Source organism: Sphingomonas bacterium (assembly GCF_028292945.1).
Taxonomy (GTDB): Bacteria; Pseudomonadota; Alphaproteobacteria; order Sphingomonadales; family Sphingomonadaceae; genus Sphingomonas.
On record NZ_JAQGLJ010000007.1, the window covers coordinates 1 to 17,773 of the forward strand.

Genomic DNA, 17,773 nt, shown 5'->3' on the forward strand with positions numbered 1-17,773 from the left:
CAACGACCGCCGGGACGGTCGCACGCCGGGGAGTCGACACGCCGGACGGCAGTATCGGACCCGCCACGTCCAGTTCGGACGCAGGGATCGTCAGATCGGCAACGATCTTCGCCAGGATCGCGTCACCGTCGCCGCGTACGGGCCGGCTTCGGGAAGGTGCCGGGATCGTTGCCACGGAGGCAACGGCTGCCGCGCTCGGTGGCGTCACCAGCGGTGCCAAGGGCGTCGAGACAATGACCGGCGTTGAGGCGGGCAGCGGCGTCGCGGCCGGCGGGGCCGAAGGCAGCGGCTCGACGCCAGACGTCGGTGGCTGCACCGAGGCGACGGCCTCGGCCAGCGACGGAGCGGGTGGCTGGGTTGCCGGAGGCGACCGCACGGTCGAGGATTTCTCGGACGCGACCAATGAAGTGACGGATGGCGAAGCCGCAACCGGCGACGGGCGCGGCGGAACCAGCAGCGTCGCGACCGCGATTTCCGGCGTGACCAGGGTGGTGCTCGGCATCGTTGGCGCGCTGGAGAAGCCTGGCGTCGGCCCAGGGACGGTCGCCAGGGTTATCCGCGAGGGCACCTCGACCCCGGGGCCGCCGGTGCTGGCCGAAGATGACACGGGGCCGGTAGTGGGGGACGTTGTTGGCGTGTTGAGGCCGGCGAGAATCGCCGCGCTGGGGACCGCCGCTTGCAGCGGTTCCGACGTCGCGGGTAACGGGCTGGCGCTCGGCGCGACCGCAAGGAGGAGCGGCTCTGGGCGCGTGGGTACTGCGCCGAGCCCGATCGGCTCCCGGCCGGGCGACACCGGCAAGCCCGACGCCAGCGCGATCGGCACCTCGCGGCGCAGCGGCGGCAACGCCGGCGCGACCGGTTCGCGCGCCACCCGCGTCGGCACGACGGTCGCGAGCGCAACCGGCGCCTCGCGACTGAGCCGGGTGGAACGGGGAACGGCGGGCCGCAGCGTCGCGGCGGCGAGACTGGCCTGCTCGGCAGGGGTAAGCGCGCGGGCCACCGCAGCGGATTCGTCGCGCCGCACAATCGGGGCGGATCGTGACCGGCGCGACGCGTCGCGCAATCCGGCCCGTGCCAGACTCGCCTGCTCCCCCGATGACAGCGGGCGATCGCGCAGCGGCGTCGATGCGATCATCGGCGGTTGCCATACCGGCGCCTGATAGGGAGGCGGCTGGTAGGCGTGCGGCTGGTAGGCGGGCGGTTGGGGCAGCGGCTGGGCCTGAGGCAGCGGCAGGCGTCCCACTGCTGCCATCTGCACCTCGCCCCGCCTTCTGCGGTCGCGCTTGCGTTGCTTGTCTGATGGCGGCGGCGCGGCAGCGACGCGCACCGGCAGCGGCTCCAGCGGCAGCGGCGCGTCGCGCGGCGCCATGCGCGCGTCCGCCAGCCGGACCGCCGACGGCCGCACCTCGCCGAAATGCACCGCGAACGCACGGTCGATCGGCGATAGTCGCGGCAGTTCCGCGAAGAACGTCCGCAGTCCAGCCGCCGCGCCCGGCGGCATCATCGTCTGCGCGATCCGCGACGCTTCCGCCGCGTCGCCGCCCATCGCCAGCACGAACGCCTGTGTCCGCCACGCCGCGCGGTCCTGATCGCGCAGCAGTGGCGCGAGCTGCTCCACCGCCTGCGCCTGGCGACCGACGATGCCGAGCGATAGCGCGTAGCGCCGGCGCGTCTCCGCGTCGGGCCGCTGGGCCAACGCTAGCCGGTACTCGCGTTGCGCCCGACCGGGGTCGCCGAGCAGGTCATAGGCCATGCCCCGATCGCTAGCGAACCGGCCCGGGGCCCAGCCGAACTGTTCGGCACGCGCGAAATAGCGCAAGCTCTCCGCCGGGCGCTGCGAGCGCACCAGGATCGCACCCTCGCCCGCCATCGCCCGGCCGGAGCGCGGGTCGATCTTCTCGGCACGCGCGAAGAACGAGGCCGCCGCGCTCAGATCCTCCACCCGAACCGACAGCTCGCCCGCCGTCAGCAGCGCGTCAAGATCGAATGGATTTGCTCCGACCCGACGCACCGCCTGCGCCAGCGCATCGGCGTCCGACACGCCGACGGGCTGATAGATGCCCTGGGCAGTGACGGGTGCGGCGACGGGCAGCAGCGCCAGCAGCAGCACGAGGGTTCGGGTCGACGCAATGTTCATGGGCATCCATATAGTCGCCTGCCGACCGATCGCACCGCCGGGCGTCAGAACCCTGCCCCGAGCGGCGCCGCCCCCGCAAGCGCTCGCGCGGCAAGGAGAGGCCCGCAAGGGATGAACGGCCGTCACAGGAGGCCGGACCCTGCGCTGCATTGCAGCAACTTAATCGCGCAGGCCTCGTCTGGCGGCTTGCCTGATTTAAATGCGTGCAGTACCCGCCAGTTGAGCCAAGGGGTCCAGCATGCGCCGTTCGACTGTTGTTCAACTCGCCGCAGCTGCCGCACTGGCGGTAGTACCGGCTTTTTCGGCCGCTGCCCCGCTACGGGCCGGATCATCGCTGCCCGCCTCCGGGCCGGTCGATACGGCAGCCGCGAAGCGCGCAGCAACTCCGTTGCAGGACGAGTCCTCACTCACCGGCGTGCCGATCTTTGCCGTACTGGGGTTGTTCTCGATCGTGGTCGTCATCGCCGCATTCGTCGGTGGCGGCGGTCGCTCGCCGGGCTGAGCGGGCGCTCGGGTCCGGCTGGCTGGCGCTGCAGAATGCGCTGCCGGCCGTTCTGCTTGCCGTAGCGGTCGTCCTCGGCGGTGGCGGGTCGCCTACCCCGTCGACCGAGCTTTTGCTTCAGCTTGTCACGCTCCTGTTGCTGACCGTGGGAATATCAGCGGGGGTCCGACCCCTCGCGCTCTGGCGCCAAGATCGGCACTGGGCGGCGTTGATGGCGGCGATCGTTGCGTTTCCGCTGTTGCAGCTCGTTCCGCTGCCGCCCGCCTTGTGGTCCGCCCTGCCGCGCCGTGAGGCAGCGGCGGCGCTTGCGGCAGTCGGCGCGGGCGACAGCTGGCACCCATGGTCGCTCCTGCCCGATGGCGGGATCGCCGCTGTATTGGCGCTGATCCCCGCTGCCGTCTGCGCGCTGTTCGTAAGCCGGCTAGCGATCCCTGACCGCGTCCGCCTAATGGTGGGGATGACCGCGCTTGGCGGTATCGCCGCGCTGACGGGGATCGTTCAGTTCATCCGCGGCGCCGATCACCCGCTCAGCCTTTATGCCGACATTCATCGCGGCTGGGGCATCGGCTTTTTCGCCAATCGCAATGCGCAGGCCGATCTGATCGCGGTCGCGCTGATCGCCGGCGTGCTGCTGGTGGACCGCTATCGCGAGCGACTGACCAGTCCTGCCGCGGGGGCGGCGACCGGCATCGGCCTGCTGCTGCTACTGGCCGGAGGCGTTGCGACCGGCTCGCGTATGGGAATGGCGATGCTGGTGATCCCCGTGCTGCTCGCGTTGTTCCTTGCCGGCCGCCGCGCGCCCGGACTCGCTGCCGCGCTGGCCGCAGGTGCGGCGGTGCTGCTGCTGGGCGGCACCGCGCTGGACCGGGTTACCGCGCGCGCCGGCGACGCCGGTAATCGCGCGGAGATCTGGGGCGACAGCGTGTTCGTGGCGCGGCAGGTCGCACCGTTTGGCGCGGGCATGGGCAGCTTCGTGCCGCTGTACGCCGCCGCCGAGCGGCTCGATCACGTCCAGCCGACGATCGCGAACCGCGCGCACAACGACTGGCTGGAACTTGCGATCGAGGGCGGGGTGCCGGCGCTGCTGCTGCTCGCCGTGCTGCTCGCGTTCGTGGGCATCCGGGCGCGACGCGGCTGGGGAGATGACGACCCCGATCGCCGTCTGCTCGCGCGGTTCGCCGGGCTGACAATGCTGGTGTTCGCGCTGCATTCCACGGTCGATTATCCGCTGCGCACGTTGACCCTGCTGACGGTGGCCGGGCTTGCTCTGGGGGGACTGGCGAGAGGGATTGCGTTCGCCCCCGGTGGCCCGCACAGCGTTGCTCAAGAACAAGGGTTCAGGGGTCTGTCTCATGCGTAAGGTGTTTGCGGCGGCGATGCTGCTGGCGGTGGGAGCGTGCGCGTCGCCGCGCACGGCGCTGCCCGTCGGCCCCGCCGCCTACGCCGTCGTGCCCGCGCCGACCTCCGCCGCCCCCACCGACTATCGCATCGGCGCCCTCGACGAGTTGACCATCACCGTGTTCCGCGAACCCGACCTGTCGCGCGAGCGGCTGCGCGTGGATGCCGCCGGGACGCTGCTCTTTCCGCTGATCGGCACCGTCCGCGCCGGTGGCAAGACTTCCGAGGAACTGGCCGCCGAGATCACCGCGCGCCTCGACGCGCGCTTCGTCCGCAATCCGCAGGTGACGGTCGCCATCCTGACCTCGCAGAGCCAGCGCGTTACCGTGGAGGGCAGCGTCCGCGCGCCGGGCGTGTACGAGATCGGTGGCAACGCGACGTTGCTGGAGGCGCTCGCGCGCGCGCAAAGCCCCACCGACACCGCCAAGCTGAGCGAGGTGATCGTGTTCCGCACCGTTGCCGGTCAGCGGATGGGCGCGGTGTTCGACCTGCGCCGCATCCGCGTCGGCTTGGATGCCGACCCGCGCATTCTTGGCGGCGATACGGTCGTGGTCGGCTTCAGCCAGGTCAAGGGTGTGTTCCGCGACTTCCTCAGCGCCGCGCCGCTTCTTGCCATCTTCCGGCCGTTCTGAGGCAAGTGGTGAACGCTCCCCTTCTCCGTGGCGCTATCCCCGAACGCACCGACGAGCCGGCGTCGTCGCCTGGTTTCGCGCCCACGCAAACCACCGATCATGAAGTCCGCCATCGGCTTGACCCGCATGTCCTGACCGCGCTGATCCGTCGCAACCTGCTGTGGATCGCGGCCGTGATCGCCGTCGCGCTGGGGATCGGCCTGTTGGCGACGCTGCTGACCACGCCGACCTTCGTCGCGCAGTCGCGCATCCAGATCGAGCAGCAGACCGACCGCGTGCTGGCGACCGAGGACGTGCAGACTGTCGCCAGCCAGGACAGCGAGCGGTTTTTGCAGACGCAGACGGACGTGCTGCGCAGCAGGTCGGTGGCGATCGGCGTGGCGCAGTCGCTGCGCCTGTTCGGCAACGCCGCGTTTCACGAAGCGATGGGCGTTGCGCCCCCGCAATGGCCGGCGACCGACGCGCGTGAGCGAGAGACGGTGGTGCGCCTGCTGCGTAGCAATCTGGGCATCGACCTGCCGCGCAATTCCCGCATTGCCATCTTGTCGTTCAAGTCACGCAACCCGCAAACCGCGGCGGCGGTGGCGAACGCCTTTGCCGAAGTGTTCATCACCGCCAATCTGCAGCGGAAATTCTCCAGCTCCGCCTATGCGCGCGACTTCCTGTCCGGCCAGCTGATCGAAGCAAAGGCGCGCCTGGAACGCTCCGAGCGCGAGCTCAACGGCTATGCCCGCGCCGCCGGCCTGATCGCCGCGCGGCCGGCGCTCGGCACCGCTACCGCCGGCGGCGATGGCGGATCGCTGACGCCGCAATCGGTGACGGCGGCAAGCCTGCAACAGTTCAATGACAGCTTCAACACCGCCAAGGCGGCACGGATCGAGGCGGAGCAGCGCTGGCGCGCGGTCGCCGCCACGCCGGTCATGAGCCTGCCCGAAGTGCTCGCCAGCGGCGCCGTCCAGGCCCTCTTGCAGCAGCGCGCCACCCTGACCGCCGAGCTGCGGGAGGCGCGCCAGCGATACCGCGGCGAATATCCGCTGCTGGCCGAGAAGACGGCACAGCTGGGGGAGATCAACGCCCAGCTCGGCCAATTGGGCGGGCAGGTCCGCGGGTCGATCCGCAACCGCTACAATATTGCGGCACAGCAGGAGCGTGCGCTGGCGGCAGAGGTAGCGAACCTGCGCGAGGCGACGCTGGGCGAGCAGGACCGCTCGGTCCGCTTCACCGTCCTGTCGCGCGAGGTCGACACCAACCGCACACTCTACGACGGGCTGCTGCAGCGCTTCAAGGAACTCAGCGCGGCGGCAGGGATCGCCTCCAACAACATTTCGGTGGTCGACCGCGCCGAGGCACCGCTCGGCCCATCGTCGCCCAGCCTGCCGTTCAACCTGGCGGTCGCGCTGCTGCTCGGGACGGCGGCTGCCGGACTGCTGGTGCTGGTGCGCGAGCAGATCGACGACGCGGTGCGCAGCCCCGCGGAGCTGGAGCGCAAGCTGCAACTGCCGTCGCTTGGCGTCGTCCCGCGGCTCGCTGCTGGTGTGAACATGGCGTTGCAGCTGCGCGCGCCGAGTTCGTCCGTATCGGAAGCATATGCCGCGTTGCGGAGCACCCTACTCTACTCGACCCCAAATGGCCTGCCACGATCGATCCTGGTCACCAGCACGCAGGCGGGCGAAGGCAAGTCGACCACCAGCCTCGCCATCGCGACCGGCTTTGCGAAACTGGGCAAACGGGTCGTGCTGGTCGACGCCGATCTGCGCCGACCGTCGCTGCACAAGATGGTGGAGGGTGCGCCCGCGCACGGCCTGTCCGACCTGCTGATCGGTCAGGCGACGCCTGCCGATGTCGCCACGCCGATCGCCGACCAAGGCTTCTGGCTGATCGCGTCCGGGCCGCTGCCGCCCAACCCGACCGACCTGTTGAGCAGCGGCCGGTTGCCCGAGCTGATCCGGAGCCTGGAGGATAGCTTCGATCTGGTGGTGATCGACGGTCCGCCCGTGCTGGGTCTCGCCGACGCGCCCATGCTGGCGGCGAACACCCGCTCGCTGCTGTTCGTGGTCGAGGCCAGCTCGGGTCAACGCGGCCGCACCCGCACGGCTTTGCGGCGGCTGCGGGTCAACAACGCGGTGATCCTGGGCGTGCTGCTGACCAAGTTCGAAGCGAGGAAGGCCGGTCTCGATAAGTATTACGGCTACAGCTATTATAATTACCACGAGGGCAAGGCGGCGCAGTGATCGACGCGACGCGCGTCGCGACTTGGCTGGCGGCACTAGCGGCGCTCGCCTGTGTCTGCCTGTGGAGCGCGGCCGACCGGCTCGCCCGGCAAGGCGTGCTGCTTGATCTTCCCACCCCCTTTCTGTCCGGCGGCAACACCTTGACCGCACGCGCCGCCGAGGCGCTGCGCCGGGGCGATCCCGGCACCGCCGATCGCCTGTCGCGCGCGGCGCTGGTACGCCGGCCAGTCGACGCGCCGGTGCTGCGCGTCGCCGGACTCGCGGCGATCGCGGTCGGCGACACCCGTAGAGGCGACGTGCTGATGCGGCTTGCGGGCGCCGCCGGCTGGCGTGACGTGCCGACGCAGTTCTACTGGGCGGAGGCCGCCCTTGCGTCGGACGCGCTCGACATCGCGGCGGAACGACTGGACGCGGTCGCCCGAATCAATGCGCGGCGTCGGCAGACCAAGTCCCTGCTGCTGCGCCTCGAAGCGACCCCACGCGGTCGCGCGGCATTGCTGCGTCGACTGCGCATACCGAACCTCTGGGCGACATCTTACCTGTCGGATGTCGACCAGCTCGACGACGCGGCGGCGATCGCCCGGGTGAAGCTGATCGCCGGCGCGCGCTCGTCCGCCGTCACGCTCGACGCAGCGGTGGTCGATCGGCTCGGTTGGGGGCTGATCGAGCGCCGTCGTGGTGACCTCGCCTGGCAGTTGGTCGAGCGGCCGTCGGGCAGGTGGCTGACGCCCTTTCGAAGCGACGTGTCCTCTCAGCCAGGCCCGTTCGAGTGGCAGGTGCAGGCAGCGGCGGGCCTGGAGGCTATGTTCGAGCCGCGGGACGGCCGACCTGGACTGCGCATCGTCGCCAGCGGGCCGGCGCTGCTTGGGATTGCCAGCCAGGTCATCCGCCTGCCGGCTGGTGATTGGCAACTCACAAGCGCAATCGCCGGCGCGAAGACGCCGCGACCACTGCTCGTCGCCCTCGACTGCGTAGAGGGAAGCGGCGCTGCCGCCATGTCCGACCCCGCTCCACCGGGACGGTTCTCCGCGCGGCTGCGTGTTCCCGCCGGCTGCCCGATGCAGCGGGTGACGCTAGCAGTGACCGGAGAAGAGGCGGCGCGCGATGCGGACCTGTGGCTCAACTCGCCGACAGTGGCGCCGGTCGCACAACCCGCTCCTTGATCCAGGCGGCGGGATTGCCACGATAGACACCGCATGGCAGCGCGTCCTCGAACAAGGCCGCGCGTGCCGCCACCACCGCGCCATCGCCGACGCTGACGCCCGGCCCGACGAATGCCTCCGCCGCGATCCAGCAGCCCTCCCCCACCACGATCGGCCGTACGACAAGCTGGAAACTCGGGTCGGCAATGTCGTGGCTCGACGCGCAGAGATGCGCACGCTGCGACACGATTGTGCCCGCGCCGATCGTGATCAGCCCTTGATTGTACAGCCGCGCCCCCGGTCCGATCAGCGTGCCCGCGCCCAAAGTCAGGTTAGGCGGATACCAGATACGGACGCTCGCATGCACTCGCGCGCTCTCGCCGACGCGGGCGCCGAACGACTGCAGCACCAATCGTCGCCAGCGATGCAGCGGCGGCGGCGTCCAGCGTGCGAGCAGCAGCCATGCGATCGTCCAGCCGACACGGAACAGCCGATTACCCGCGGAAAAGCTCGCCCCTCCCGCCTTCGGTTGGTGCATGGCTGCGTCGAGCACCTTCATTCCGCCAGCCGCCGATAAGCTTGGGTCCATTGCATCGACACGCGCTCAAGCGAAAACCGACTCGCCGCCAGCCCCTGCGCCGCCGCTGATCGTCGCTGCCACTCGGTGTCCTTCATCTGAAGCGTCGTTGCCAGGGCTGTGCCGATGGAAACCGCATCGTGCCCGCACGCCAGCGCTGCGCCGGTGGCGAGGCCATCGGGCAGATTGCATTGTGCGGTTATCACGGTCGGCGTTCCCGCCGCCCATGCTTCCAGTATCACCATCGGCAATCCCTCGCTGAAAGATGGCAGGATCAACGCCCGCGCATCGCGCAACAGCGCGTCCTTCGCTTCGCCATGAACCGCACCCACGAACCGCACCGATGACCCCGCCGCCGCGACGTCCCGCTCCAGCGCGGCGACATCGGCCGCCCCCCCCCAGCCGGCGATCGTCAATGTCGCTTCACCCGCGGCCAGTCCTCGCCATGCGGTGATCAACGCGGCCAGGTTCTTCTTCGGGTGGATGCGACCTAGATAAACGATGCCCTGCCCTGCCCGCGCGCGCGCCGGAGCAAGCGAAGGTGCGGCGTTGGGGATGACCAGGCTGTCCTCTCGCCCGGTCTCGCGGCTGATGTCCGCCGCCTCCGCTTGCGTCAACGCATGCAGCGCCGCCGCTTCGCGCCAGCTCGCCCGCTCATAGCCCCAGCGCGCCAGCGCCTTCTTCGCGCGTCCGCGCTCGGTGATCCACGGGTCGAGCATGCCGTGCGGCGACACGATGTAAGGCCGCCGCGTCGCCCGCGCCCAGCGCGCGCCCGCATACGAGGGGTACAGCCAGATGCCGTGCAGATGCAGCAGGTCCAGTTCCGCGGCGAGCAGCGCACGCAACAGCCCCGGCGCCCAGCCCGGCTGCTTCGGCCCGCGCACCCGGAAATCCCGAACGGGCGTGTCGCCGAGTCGCGCCCGGTCGGCCTGCACATGCTCGTCGGTCAGCGCGAACACGCACGGCGCCCCGCCAGCCGCGCGGATCAAGTCAGCCTGCCGCACCACCGCCTCGAACACGCCGCCACCCGCGCGCGACGCGGACGCCGTCAGCAAGCCGATGCGCAACCCCGCCAGCGTCATCCGGGAACAACGCGTGGCGGGCCGGCAGGGTGACTGCCCGACACTAGCCTGTTCACGCCCCACCAGATCAATACCGGCACCACGGCGAAGAACGAGGTCTTGAGGACGGAGAGCAGCAGCCCGTCGCGGAAGCATTGCAGGGCGACCGGCATGAACAGCATGAACAGCGCGGTCCGGACCCAATCCTGACGCGACGCGACGTAGGCATTGTAGATGCGCCCGTAAACGAAGGCGAAGAATGCGGTCCACAGCACCACGCCAATCCATCCCGCCGCTCGCCAGCCCTCTCCCGGAATCGCCATCGTCGCGCCCACCGACGTGCCATACCGCCAGATGAACAGCCGCTCGAATGGCGCGCCCTGCGGCTTACCCGACCAAAGCACCCGCGGAATTGGCTCAGTTACGATCTGGGCGTTGATCAGGAAATAATCATATGTGCCGGTCTTCGCCGGCACGGTGTGAACCATGTATTCGAAGAACTCCATGTTGCCGAAGTCCATCGACTCCAGCGGTCGCATGGTGAAGTAATTGCTCGCGCCGCTTGCCACCTGCTCGCCGCCGAAGAACGACCGGATCGCCCGCCCGCGATCTTCGCCAATCACCGTGAACAGCGCGAACAGCGGGATCGCCGCGACGATCAGCCGCCCGGCCGGCCAACGCAAACGCCGCTCCCACGCCCACAACGATGCACATGACAACACCGCCATGACGAACGGCCAGCGCCCGCCGGTGCCTGCGCGTGCGAGAATGAAGACGAGCAACGGCAGCAGCGACCACCAGCGGAACCGCGCCGTCCAGGCGATCAGCACGGCGATCGGACCGAGCATCAGATTGACGTCGTTATAATAGCCGTTGCCCGTCGTGTTGACGGTCGCGCCAGTCTCCATGTTGACGATCATGCTCCCGGCACCGACCAACGTTCCCGCCAGGCCAGCATACAGTGACCAGATCGCGGGCGGCACGCACAGCACGATCATCGTCCAGAAGCCGGCATCGAAGCGCGGCGGTTCGCCCTGAACCGCGCTCGGCGCACGCGACATCGGCAGGCCGCCGACCCGCGCCGCCACCGATACGAAGACGATCAGGCCGAGGTTCGCCGCCGCGAGCACCGTCATCTTGTCGGCCCAGCTCGGCTGAAATTTCATCGCGGCGTATAGCTCGTCGTAGCGCAGCACGTGCGCCAGCACCGGCCGGATCGCGAACAGCACGCCGTGAAATACCAGATAGTGCGTGATCGGGTGATAGATCGACGCGAACGGCTCACGTACATACCACAGGGCCGTACCTGCCCACAGCAGCACGCCGACCACCAGCATGAACTCATAGGGCGTGGCGCCGATCATTACCGGACCCTACAGCGCGACCGCGATATCGCCAGCCAATACCCTCATGCCAGCGGGCGTCGGATGGATCGAATCGCGGTAAAGGTCGGCTCGCCAGCGCCTGCTCCGTTTCAGACACAGCAACGCCAGCTTCTCCATCCTGAAGACCGGCGGGACCGCGAAGCCGCAAGGCGACCCATCGCGTAGCTCGTCCCGGCTCGGATACAGCACCACCAGCAACGGCTTGCGCAGTCGTACGGTGAGCGCGCGCAGCCGCGCCGCCACATCGACGCGCGGAACGCGCAGCTGCGGCGGGGGCGGCGGCGGGGTGGGCCGCAGCAGGTAGCGGGTCAGCGCCTGCCACGCCGCCGACGACAGGTGGCGAACCGGGTGGGTGTTCGCATTGGCCCAGCACGATGGCCCCGCGAAATCACCCGAATTGGCGACCAGCACGATCCGGTCGACGCCATCGATGACGGCCGGATGATCGTCGAGATATTGCAGCTCGTTCTGCAGCGCCCAACTACCAGCGCCGATCAGCCACACCTGGCACCCTCTCGCCGCCGCCAGCTGCGGTCCCAGCCGGTCGGGCGCGCGAATAGGGGTTGCCGCCCAGGACGATGCTGTCCCCGATCAGCAGCACGCGTCGGGGCAGGCCGGCGACGAAGCGTCGCGGCGTCCCCATGCTGAGATCGTTGAAGGCCCAGCCGTTCGTCCATACGAACGCGCCCGCCTGGTTCGGTACGGGGATATACCCGATGCGGCGATCGGCCCGGTACAAGGGAACGTCGGTGACGCGGCTGGCCTGCGCGATCACCTCGATCGTCAACAGGGACAGGCACACGATCAGCACTGCTCGCAGCATGGGGAAGCCCCCTGGCCGGAGACGCTCATATTCCAGACTTTAGCATGCCTTCCAAGCGAGCTTGCGCGCCCGTGATCCGACGGTTCCGCCTCACGCCGTTTGTCGCTAGAGACATTCGCGAGCGCCCGTAGCTCAGCTGGATAGAGCACGTGCCTTCTAAGCTCGTGGTCGGTGGTTCGAGTCCACCCGGGCGCGCCACCATTTTCAATGACTTAGCCCTTATCTCACCTGCCGACACCTGGTCCTGGGTAGCGTATGGGTAGCGAGAATGACCTCCGGCGTCCGATCTAAACGACGTTCTATTTCAGCATCCATGCGCTCAACTCCAGCTTCGCGCTCCGCATCTTGTCGAGCAACCCCGTCAGCCACTGCTCGCTCATCATTCTCGACCTGAGCCCTTTTAGCTCGTGCAGCCGGTTGCTCGGACGCTTGCCCCCTCTCCCGGCGAGCGCCTGTCAAACGTGCCTCGGCATCGCATCTGTGGAACTTGCGCTCCCCTAACTTAAGGGCTCTTCGGCAAAGCCTACGCGTGCATATTTGCGTGAAGAGGTCAAAGTACGAGACTTCCATCTCGACAGTAGATGTGGCTATTCTGGTCGACTTCAACAATGCGTTCATCTGCTTCAGGTCGACCACCACGCGGCCAGATAGGTCCGGTGCCGAGCCACCGCACCCTAGGTCTTGCCGTTCGATGTTCGGTAAATGGGCATTTTGCGTGCATTCACTGATGGGGCGGCCGATGGGCAAACATGGCGCAGTTCCGCCCGGTCGTGGGGCAGCGGCGATACTCGTGTGCTCCACGGAAACCGTGTCGGTTCATAGTAGACGTAGATGCCGTCGTGAGCAGAAGGAGGCGATCGTACGTCAGCACCAGAGTGCGGATCACCTTCAGTAACAAGTCGGAACAGCGACGACGACTCCGAGGCTTGCGAGAGTGCAGTCCGGCGCGCCTGTCGCGCCTCGATATGCGCCGGCCCGTTCAGTTATACGCCGCTGTCACCAACAGTCGATGTATCGACGGCTGCCCCGTGTCGGCGGGGTGGCCGCCAGCCCGCGGGACAGCCAGCGGCGCGTGTCGGCCGGGTCGATCACCGCGTCGATGTCGATGAACTGGGCCACCGCCACCGCCTTGCCGCTGGCATATAGCTCCGCCACGAGCGACTGATAGCGAGCCTCCCGTGCCGCCGGGTCGGCGATGGCGTCGAGCTCGCGACGGTGGCCAAGCCGCACCGCGCCCTCCAGCCCCATCCCGCCGAACTCACCCGTCGGCCATGCGACGGTCATCGCGCCGGCGTGAAGTGAGCCGCCCGCCATCGCCATCGCGCCCAGCCCATACCCCTTTCGCACCACCACCGTGAAGATCGGGACGGTCAGTCCACCCGCGACCACGAACATCCGCCCGCCGTGACGCACGGTTCCCGTCGCCTCCGCCTCCGGCCCGACCATGAAGCCGGGCGTGTCGCACAGAGAAAGGAGCGGGATGCCGAAACTGTCGCACAACTGCATGTGCCGCGCCGCCTTGTCGCAACCGGGCGCGTCGATGGCGCCGCTCAGATGTCGGCAATCGTTCGCGATCACCCCCATCGGCCGACCGCCGATGCGCAGGAAGCCCGTGATCATGCCTGGTGCGAACCCGCCGCGCAGCTCCGTCCAGCTGCCGGTATCCGCAAGCAGCTCGATGGCCTGCCGGATGTCGAATACCCGCAGCCGGTTTTCCGGCACCACATGACGCAACAGACGCTGATCGGCGCACTCCCCGCCCGCCAGCCGGCCCTGGAAATAGCCCAGCAACGTGCGGGTGACGGCCGTGGCCTCGGCCTCGTCCGCTGCGCGGAAATCGACGACGCCGTTCGACCATTGTACGTCGATTGGCCCGATCTCGTCGGGGGTGAACACGCCCAACCCGCCGCCTTCGATCATCGCCGGGCCGCCCAGCCCCAGGTTCGAATTCTCGGTGGCGACGATCAGGTCGCAGCAGCCCAGAAACACCGCGTTACCGGCAAAGCATCGGCCCGAGGCGATGCCGATGCGCGGTGCCTTGCCCGAGAGCGCGGCGAAGTGCGCGAAGCTCTCGCCGGACAACCCCGTCTGCCCCCGCGGGGCGCTTCCGTCGCCAGGCCGGCCGCCGCCACCTTCGCAATAGAAGACGAGCGGGATCTCGGCGCGATCCACGACCTCGATCAGGCGGTCGGTCTTGAGATGGTTGATGCGGCCCTGAGTTCCCGCGATCACGGTGAAATCATAGGACAAGCCCGCGCACTTCGCGGCATCCTCGCCGAACTGATCCGCGTTCACGGTCCCCAGGCCGGTGACGATCCCGTCCCCCGGCGTCGCGCGCATCAACTCTTCTGTCGTGCCCCGCCGCCCCATCGCGATGGCGAGTTGGCCATATTCGAGAAAGCTATCGGCGTCGAACAGGTCATCGAGGTTCTCGCGCGCGGTGCGCTGACCCGTGCGGCGGCGACGAGCGACGGCATCGGGCCGGTTCTCGTCCAGCGTCAGCCCGGTCCGTTCGATCAGCTCGGCGAGATCCATGCGGGGCGCGTCCAGGTCGACGGCGGCGTCCTCGGCAATGCTGGTCTCGCCCAGCTCCGCAGGCTCGATGAAGAGCAACGGGCTGTTCTCGTGAACGACCGCACCCGGGATTGCAGCCAGACCGCGCACGAACCCGGCAACTTCGGCAACCACCAGATGCTGCATCTTGAGCGCTTCCAGCACCGCGACCTGCTGGCCGGCGCGCACGATGTCGCCGGGCGCGACATCGATCGACACCACCGCCCCGGTGAGTGGTGCAACGATGCTCCGCGTGCCCGGCGGTGCGGGCGGGTGGCGCTCCACGGCGGTCTCGGCTTCGACCGACCGGTGCCGGGGCTCGGGACGCGCGGCGAGCAGTTCCGGCAGCTCACGCTCGAACCACCGCGTATCAATGTCGGTGAAATCGGTTCGCGCCAGTACCGCGGCGAGCAGCCCCGCATTGGTTTCCAGACCTGCTACGTTCAGGTCGGACAGCGCGCGGGCGGCGCGACGGCGGACCGTGGCAACGTCGTCACCATGAACGATCAGTTTCGCGATCAGCGGATCGAAACGAGGGTTGGTGGCAAAGCCGACAAAGGCGGCGGCATCGACACGCACGCCGGGGCCGCCGGGCGGATCGAAGGCGGTAATGGTGCCCGACGCTGGGCGGACGCCTGTTGCATCCACGATCTCGGCATTGATGCGCAGCTGCACCGCGGCACCGCGAGGCGGCGGTGCGGTCGCGAGGCCTAGCTCGGCCAGGGTCATGCCCTCGGCGATGCGGAGCGCGGTCTTCACCAGATCGACGCCATAGACCGCCTCCGTGACGGTATGCTCGACCTGGAGACGTGGATTGACCTCGATGAAGGCGTAAGCCTGGGCGTCGTCGGGCCGCCGGTCGCGGTCGACCAGAAACTCGACCGTCGCCAGACCGCGATACGGCACCGTCGCGATCAGACGCTCCGCCGCCTCGATGATCCTCCTGCGCAGCCCTTCGTCGAGCGCCGGCGCCGGTGCCCACTCGACCAGCTTCTGGTAGCGTCGCTGGAGCGTGCAATCACGCTCCCCCAGCGCGACCACGCCGCCCTCCCCATCGGCAACGACCTGCACCTCGATATGCCGAGCGCTGGCGACATAACGCTCCACCAGCACTTCGCCGGATCCGAACGCGGACTGCGCCTCGCTCGCGCACGCCGCAATCGCGTCGACCAGGGCCGCAGGGTCGGAGACGTGCCGTATGCCCCTCCCGCCACCACCGGCCAGCGCCTTGACCATGACGGCCGCACCTGCCGGCAGGGATTGCAGCAGCAATACCGCGGCCTGCGGGTCGCCGGTCTCCACCCCGGCGAGAACCGGGACTCCTGCCGCCTCGGCCTGCCGCTTGGCCGCGAGCTTGTCCCCCAGCAGCGCCAGCATCGCCGGGCTGGGGCCGACGAACACCAGGCCGGCCTCCGCGCACGCGGCGGCGAAATCGGCATTCTCGCTGAGGAAGCCATAGCCGGGGTGAACCGCATCACAGCCGGTGTTCCGGGCCGCCGCGATCACCGCCGCCATGTCCAGATAGCCCGCTGGCCCCGTGCCTGGCAGCGCTACCGCCTGATCGGCAGCGCGGACATGAAGCGATCCGCCGTCGTCGGCCGAGTGGATCGCGACCGTTTCGACCCCCATCTCACCTGCCGCGCGGGCGATGCGGATCGCGATTTCGCCACGGTTGGCGATCAGCAGCCGGCAGATGGCGCTCATGCCGGGGATGCTTCTTCGACCAGGTTGCCGCCGCGAAACGCCATGCCGGCTTGCTCCCGATCGAACGTGCCCGGCGCCGTCCCGGCGGCGCGCAGCACATGCTTTTCCACCTTTTGCGTCGGGGTGTGTGGCAGTTCGTCCAGCACCCGCACGTAGCGGGGCACCATGAAGTGAGCCATGCGGCGTGCCAAGAACCGCACCAGATCGCGCGGGTCGAGCGCCATTCCGGAATTGAGCGATACCGCCACCAGCACCTCGTCCTCGCCATATTCGCTGGGAACGGCGACCGCCGCCGCCTCCCGAACGGCGGGGTGGGCGCACACCTCGCCCTCGACCTCGAACGACGAGATGTTCTCGCCCCGTCGGCGGATCGAGTCCTTGACCCGGTCGACGAAGAAGTAGTTCCCGTCCGCATCGACCCGAAAGGCGTCACCGGTGTGGAACCAGCCATTGCGCCATGCTCGCGCGGTCGCTTCCGGGTCATTGAGGTAGCCGGAGTTCATGCCCCAGGTCCGGTCGGTGCGCAGGATCAGCTCGCCGAGCGCGCCCGGCGCCACCTCGCAGTCGTTGGCGTCGACAAGTCGTGCCTCGACACCGGGTCGGAGCTTCCCGCAGCTGCCGATGACCTGGGGATTACGTTCGCTGACCAGCGGCGTGGAAATCTCCGTCATGTTGAAGACGGTAAAGACGTCCACTCCAAATCGATCTGCAAATGCCTGGCCGTCCTCGGCGAGCGGCGAGAGTAGGACGCTCCGCAGCGTATGGTCCCGATCCTCCGGCCTCGACGGCTGCTTCATCAGGAAGGTGGCCATGACGCCCATCAGCACCATGGACGTGCTTTGCGTCTCGCGCACGATGTCCCAGAAGGTCGACGGGCTGAAGCGGGACGCCAGCGCGAACGACCCCCCGACGGAGAGCGCAATGCCGATCATCCCGGCGCCTGAGATGTGAAACAATGGCGACGCGATCAAAAAGCGGTCGTCCTCGCCGATCCAGCTCCAGCCATATTCGGTCGAGGAAAAGGCCTGCGCCGAGGAAATCAGCACGCCCTTCGATGGGCCGGTGGTGCCGCTGGTGTAGATCACCATGCGCGTGTCCCAGACCTCGACGTCAGCCTTGGGAGCGCCCGTGTCGGCGAGCAACAGCGCGGAGTCCCGCAGGGCGAGGGCCGGGATCTCTGCGGCTGCGTCACCGAACACCACCGCATCGCTCAACGCGGCGCGGTCGATTTCGGCGAGCCGAGGCAGCAGCTCTGCGTCGACCAGGATCAGTCGCGCGCGGGCATTGGCGATCACGTGTTCGAGCAGCCGCCCTCGATAGGCGAGGTTGATCGGAACGTAGATCGCACCGATCCAGTTGATCGCGAACCAGACCCGCACCGCGTCGGGGCCGGCGGGCAGCCACACGTTGACATAGTCGCCCTGCTTCACGCCCAGCCGTCGCAACCCCTCCCCCGTCCGACGAACCAGATCAAGCGTCTCGGCATAGGTCCACCGCTCGCCTGTCTCGAACAGCGCGAACAGCTTGTCGGGCGTTTGGCGCGCACGAAATTCGAGCTGGTCGCCCAGCACGCACTGTTCCGGAGTGGGCATGCGCGGATCGCGCCAGCGGTTCATCGTTCGTGGCTC

The 17,773-nt window shown here is 68.6% G+C and carries 13 protein-coding genes and 1 tRNA gene; 6 read left to right on the forward strand and 8 right to left on the reverse strand.

Features of this window, described 5'->3' with window-relative positions:
* The coding region (locus JWN21_RS00660) for a hypothetical protein (protein ID WP_299645461.1) at positions 1–2,137 on the reverse strand (2,137 nt) is incomplete at its 3' end.
* Positions 2,138–2,375: 238 nt separating this feature from the next.
* Between JWN21_RS00660 and JWN21_RS00665 the strand changes: the two genes are divergently transcribed.
* The 5 genes from JWN21_RS00665 (at position 2,376) to JWN21_RS00685 (ending at position 8,063) form a co-directional block, all read left to right on the forward strand.
* Positions 2,376–2,639: a hypothetical protein gene (locus tag JWN21_RS00665; RefSeq protein ID WP_299645462.1), complete on the forward strand. Its 264-nt coding sequence runs from the start codon at positions 2,376–2,378 to the stop codon at positions 2,637–2,639.
* Between the two features lie 211 nt (positions 2,640–2,850).
* Positions 2,851–3,999, forward strand: a complete 1,149-nt coding sequence (locus JWN21_RS00670) for an O-antigen ligase (RefSeq protein WP_299645463.1) — start codon at positions 2,851–2,853, stop codon at positions 3,997–3,999.
* A complete protein-coding gene (locus JWN21_RS00675; RefSeq protein ID WP_299645464.1) occupies positions 3,992–4,669 on the forward strand; it encodes a polysaccharide biosynthesis/export family protein in 678 nt (225 codons plus the stop codon). The genes JWN21_RS00670 and JWN21_RS00675 overlap by 8 nt, the downstream gene beginning before the upstream one ends.
* A gap of 8 nt (positions 4,670–4,677) precedes the next feature.
* Positions 4,678–6,900 (forward strand): polysaccharide biosynthesis tyrosine autokinase, encoded by a 2,223-nt coding sequence (locus tag JWN21_RS00680; protein ID WP_299645465.1) that lies wholly within the window; start codon positions 4,678–4,680, stop codon positions 6,898–6,900.
* On the forward strand, positions 6,897–8,063 hold the full coding sequence (locus tag JWN21_RS00685) for a hypothetical protein (RefSeq protein WP_299645466.1): 1,167 nt from the start codon (positions 6,897–6,899) through the stop codon (positions 8,061–8,063). The genes JWN21_RS00680 and JWN21_RS00685 overlap by 4 nt, the downstream gene beginning before the upstream one ends.
* On the opposite strand, the gene JWN21_RS00690 is transcribed toward JWN21_RS00685, so the two are convergent.
* The 5 genes from JWN21_RS00690 to JWN21_RS00710 are packed head-to-tail and all read right to left on the reverse strand — an operon-like array spanning position 8,020 to position 11,888.
* Positions 8,020–8,601, reverse strand: coding sequence for a putative colanic acid biosynthesis acetyltransferase (locus JWN21_RS00690; RefSeq protein WP_299645467.1), 582 nt, complete (start codon positions 8,599–8,601; stop codon positions 8,020–8,022). The genes JWN21_RS00685 and JWN21_RS00690 overlap by 44 nt on opposite strands.
* A complete protein-coding gene (locus tag JWN21_RS00695; RefSeq protein ID WP_299645468.1) occupies positions 8,598–9,674 on the reverse strand; it encodes a glycosyltransferase in 1,077 nt (358 codons plus the stop codon). Before JWN21_RS00695 ends, JWN21_RS00690 begins: the two co-directional genes overlap by 4 nt.
* Positions 9,675–9,697: 23 nt before the next feature.
* Complete coding sequence (locus tag JWN21_RS00700; protein ID WP_299645469.1) at positions 9,698–11,044, reverse strand: O-antigen polymerase; 1,347 nt, start codon at positions 11,042–11,044, stop codon at positions 9,698–9,700.
* A 9-nt stretch (positions 11,045–11,053) separates the two neighbouring features.
* A complete protein-coding gene (locus JWN21_RS00705) occupies positions 11,054–11,569 on the reverse strand; it encodes a hypothetical protein (protein WP_299645470.1) in 516 nt (171 codons plus the stop codon).
* Positions 11,547–11,888, reverse strand: a complete 342-nt coding sequence (locus JWN21_RS00710) for a hypothetical protein (protein WP_299645471.1) — start codon at positions 11,886–11,888, stop codon at positions 11,547–11,549. Before JWN21_RS00710 ends, JWN21_RS00705 begins: the two co-directional genes overlap by 23 nt.
* Before the next feature lie 121 nt (positions 11,889–12,009).
* Between JWN21_RS00710 and JWN21_RS00715 the strand changes: the two genes are divergently transcribed.
* Positions 12,010–12,086: transfer RNA gene (locus JWN21_RS00715), tRNA-Arg, on the forward strand.
* 798 nt (positions 12,087–12,884) lie between these two features.
* Here the strand turns inward: JWN21_RS00715 and JWN21_RS00720 are convergent.
* Positions 12,885–16,145, reverse strand: a complete 3,261-nt coding sequence (locus JWN21_RS00720; protein WP_299645472.1) for a carboxyl transferase domain-containing protein — start codon at positions 16,143–16,145, stop codon at positions 12,885–12,887.
* Positions 16,142–17,761: an AMP-binding protein gene (locus JWN21_RS00725; RefSeq protein ID WP_299645473.1), complete on the reverse strand. Its 1,620-nt coding sequence runs from the start codon at positions 17,759–17,761 to the stop codon at positions 16,142–16,144. Before JWN21_RS00725 ends, JWN21_RS00720 begins: the two co-directional genes overlap by 4 nt.
* Positions 17,762–17,773: the final 12 nt, after the last annotated feature.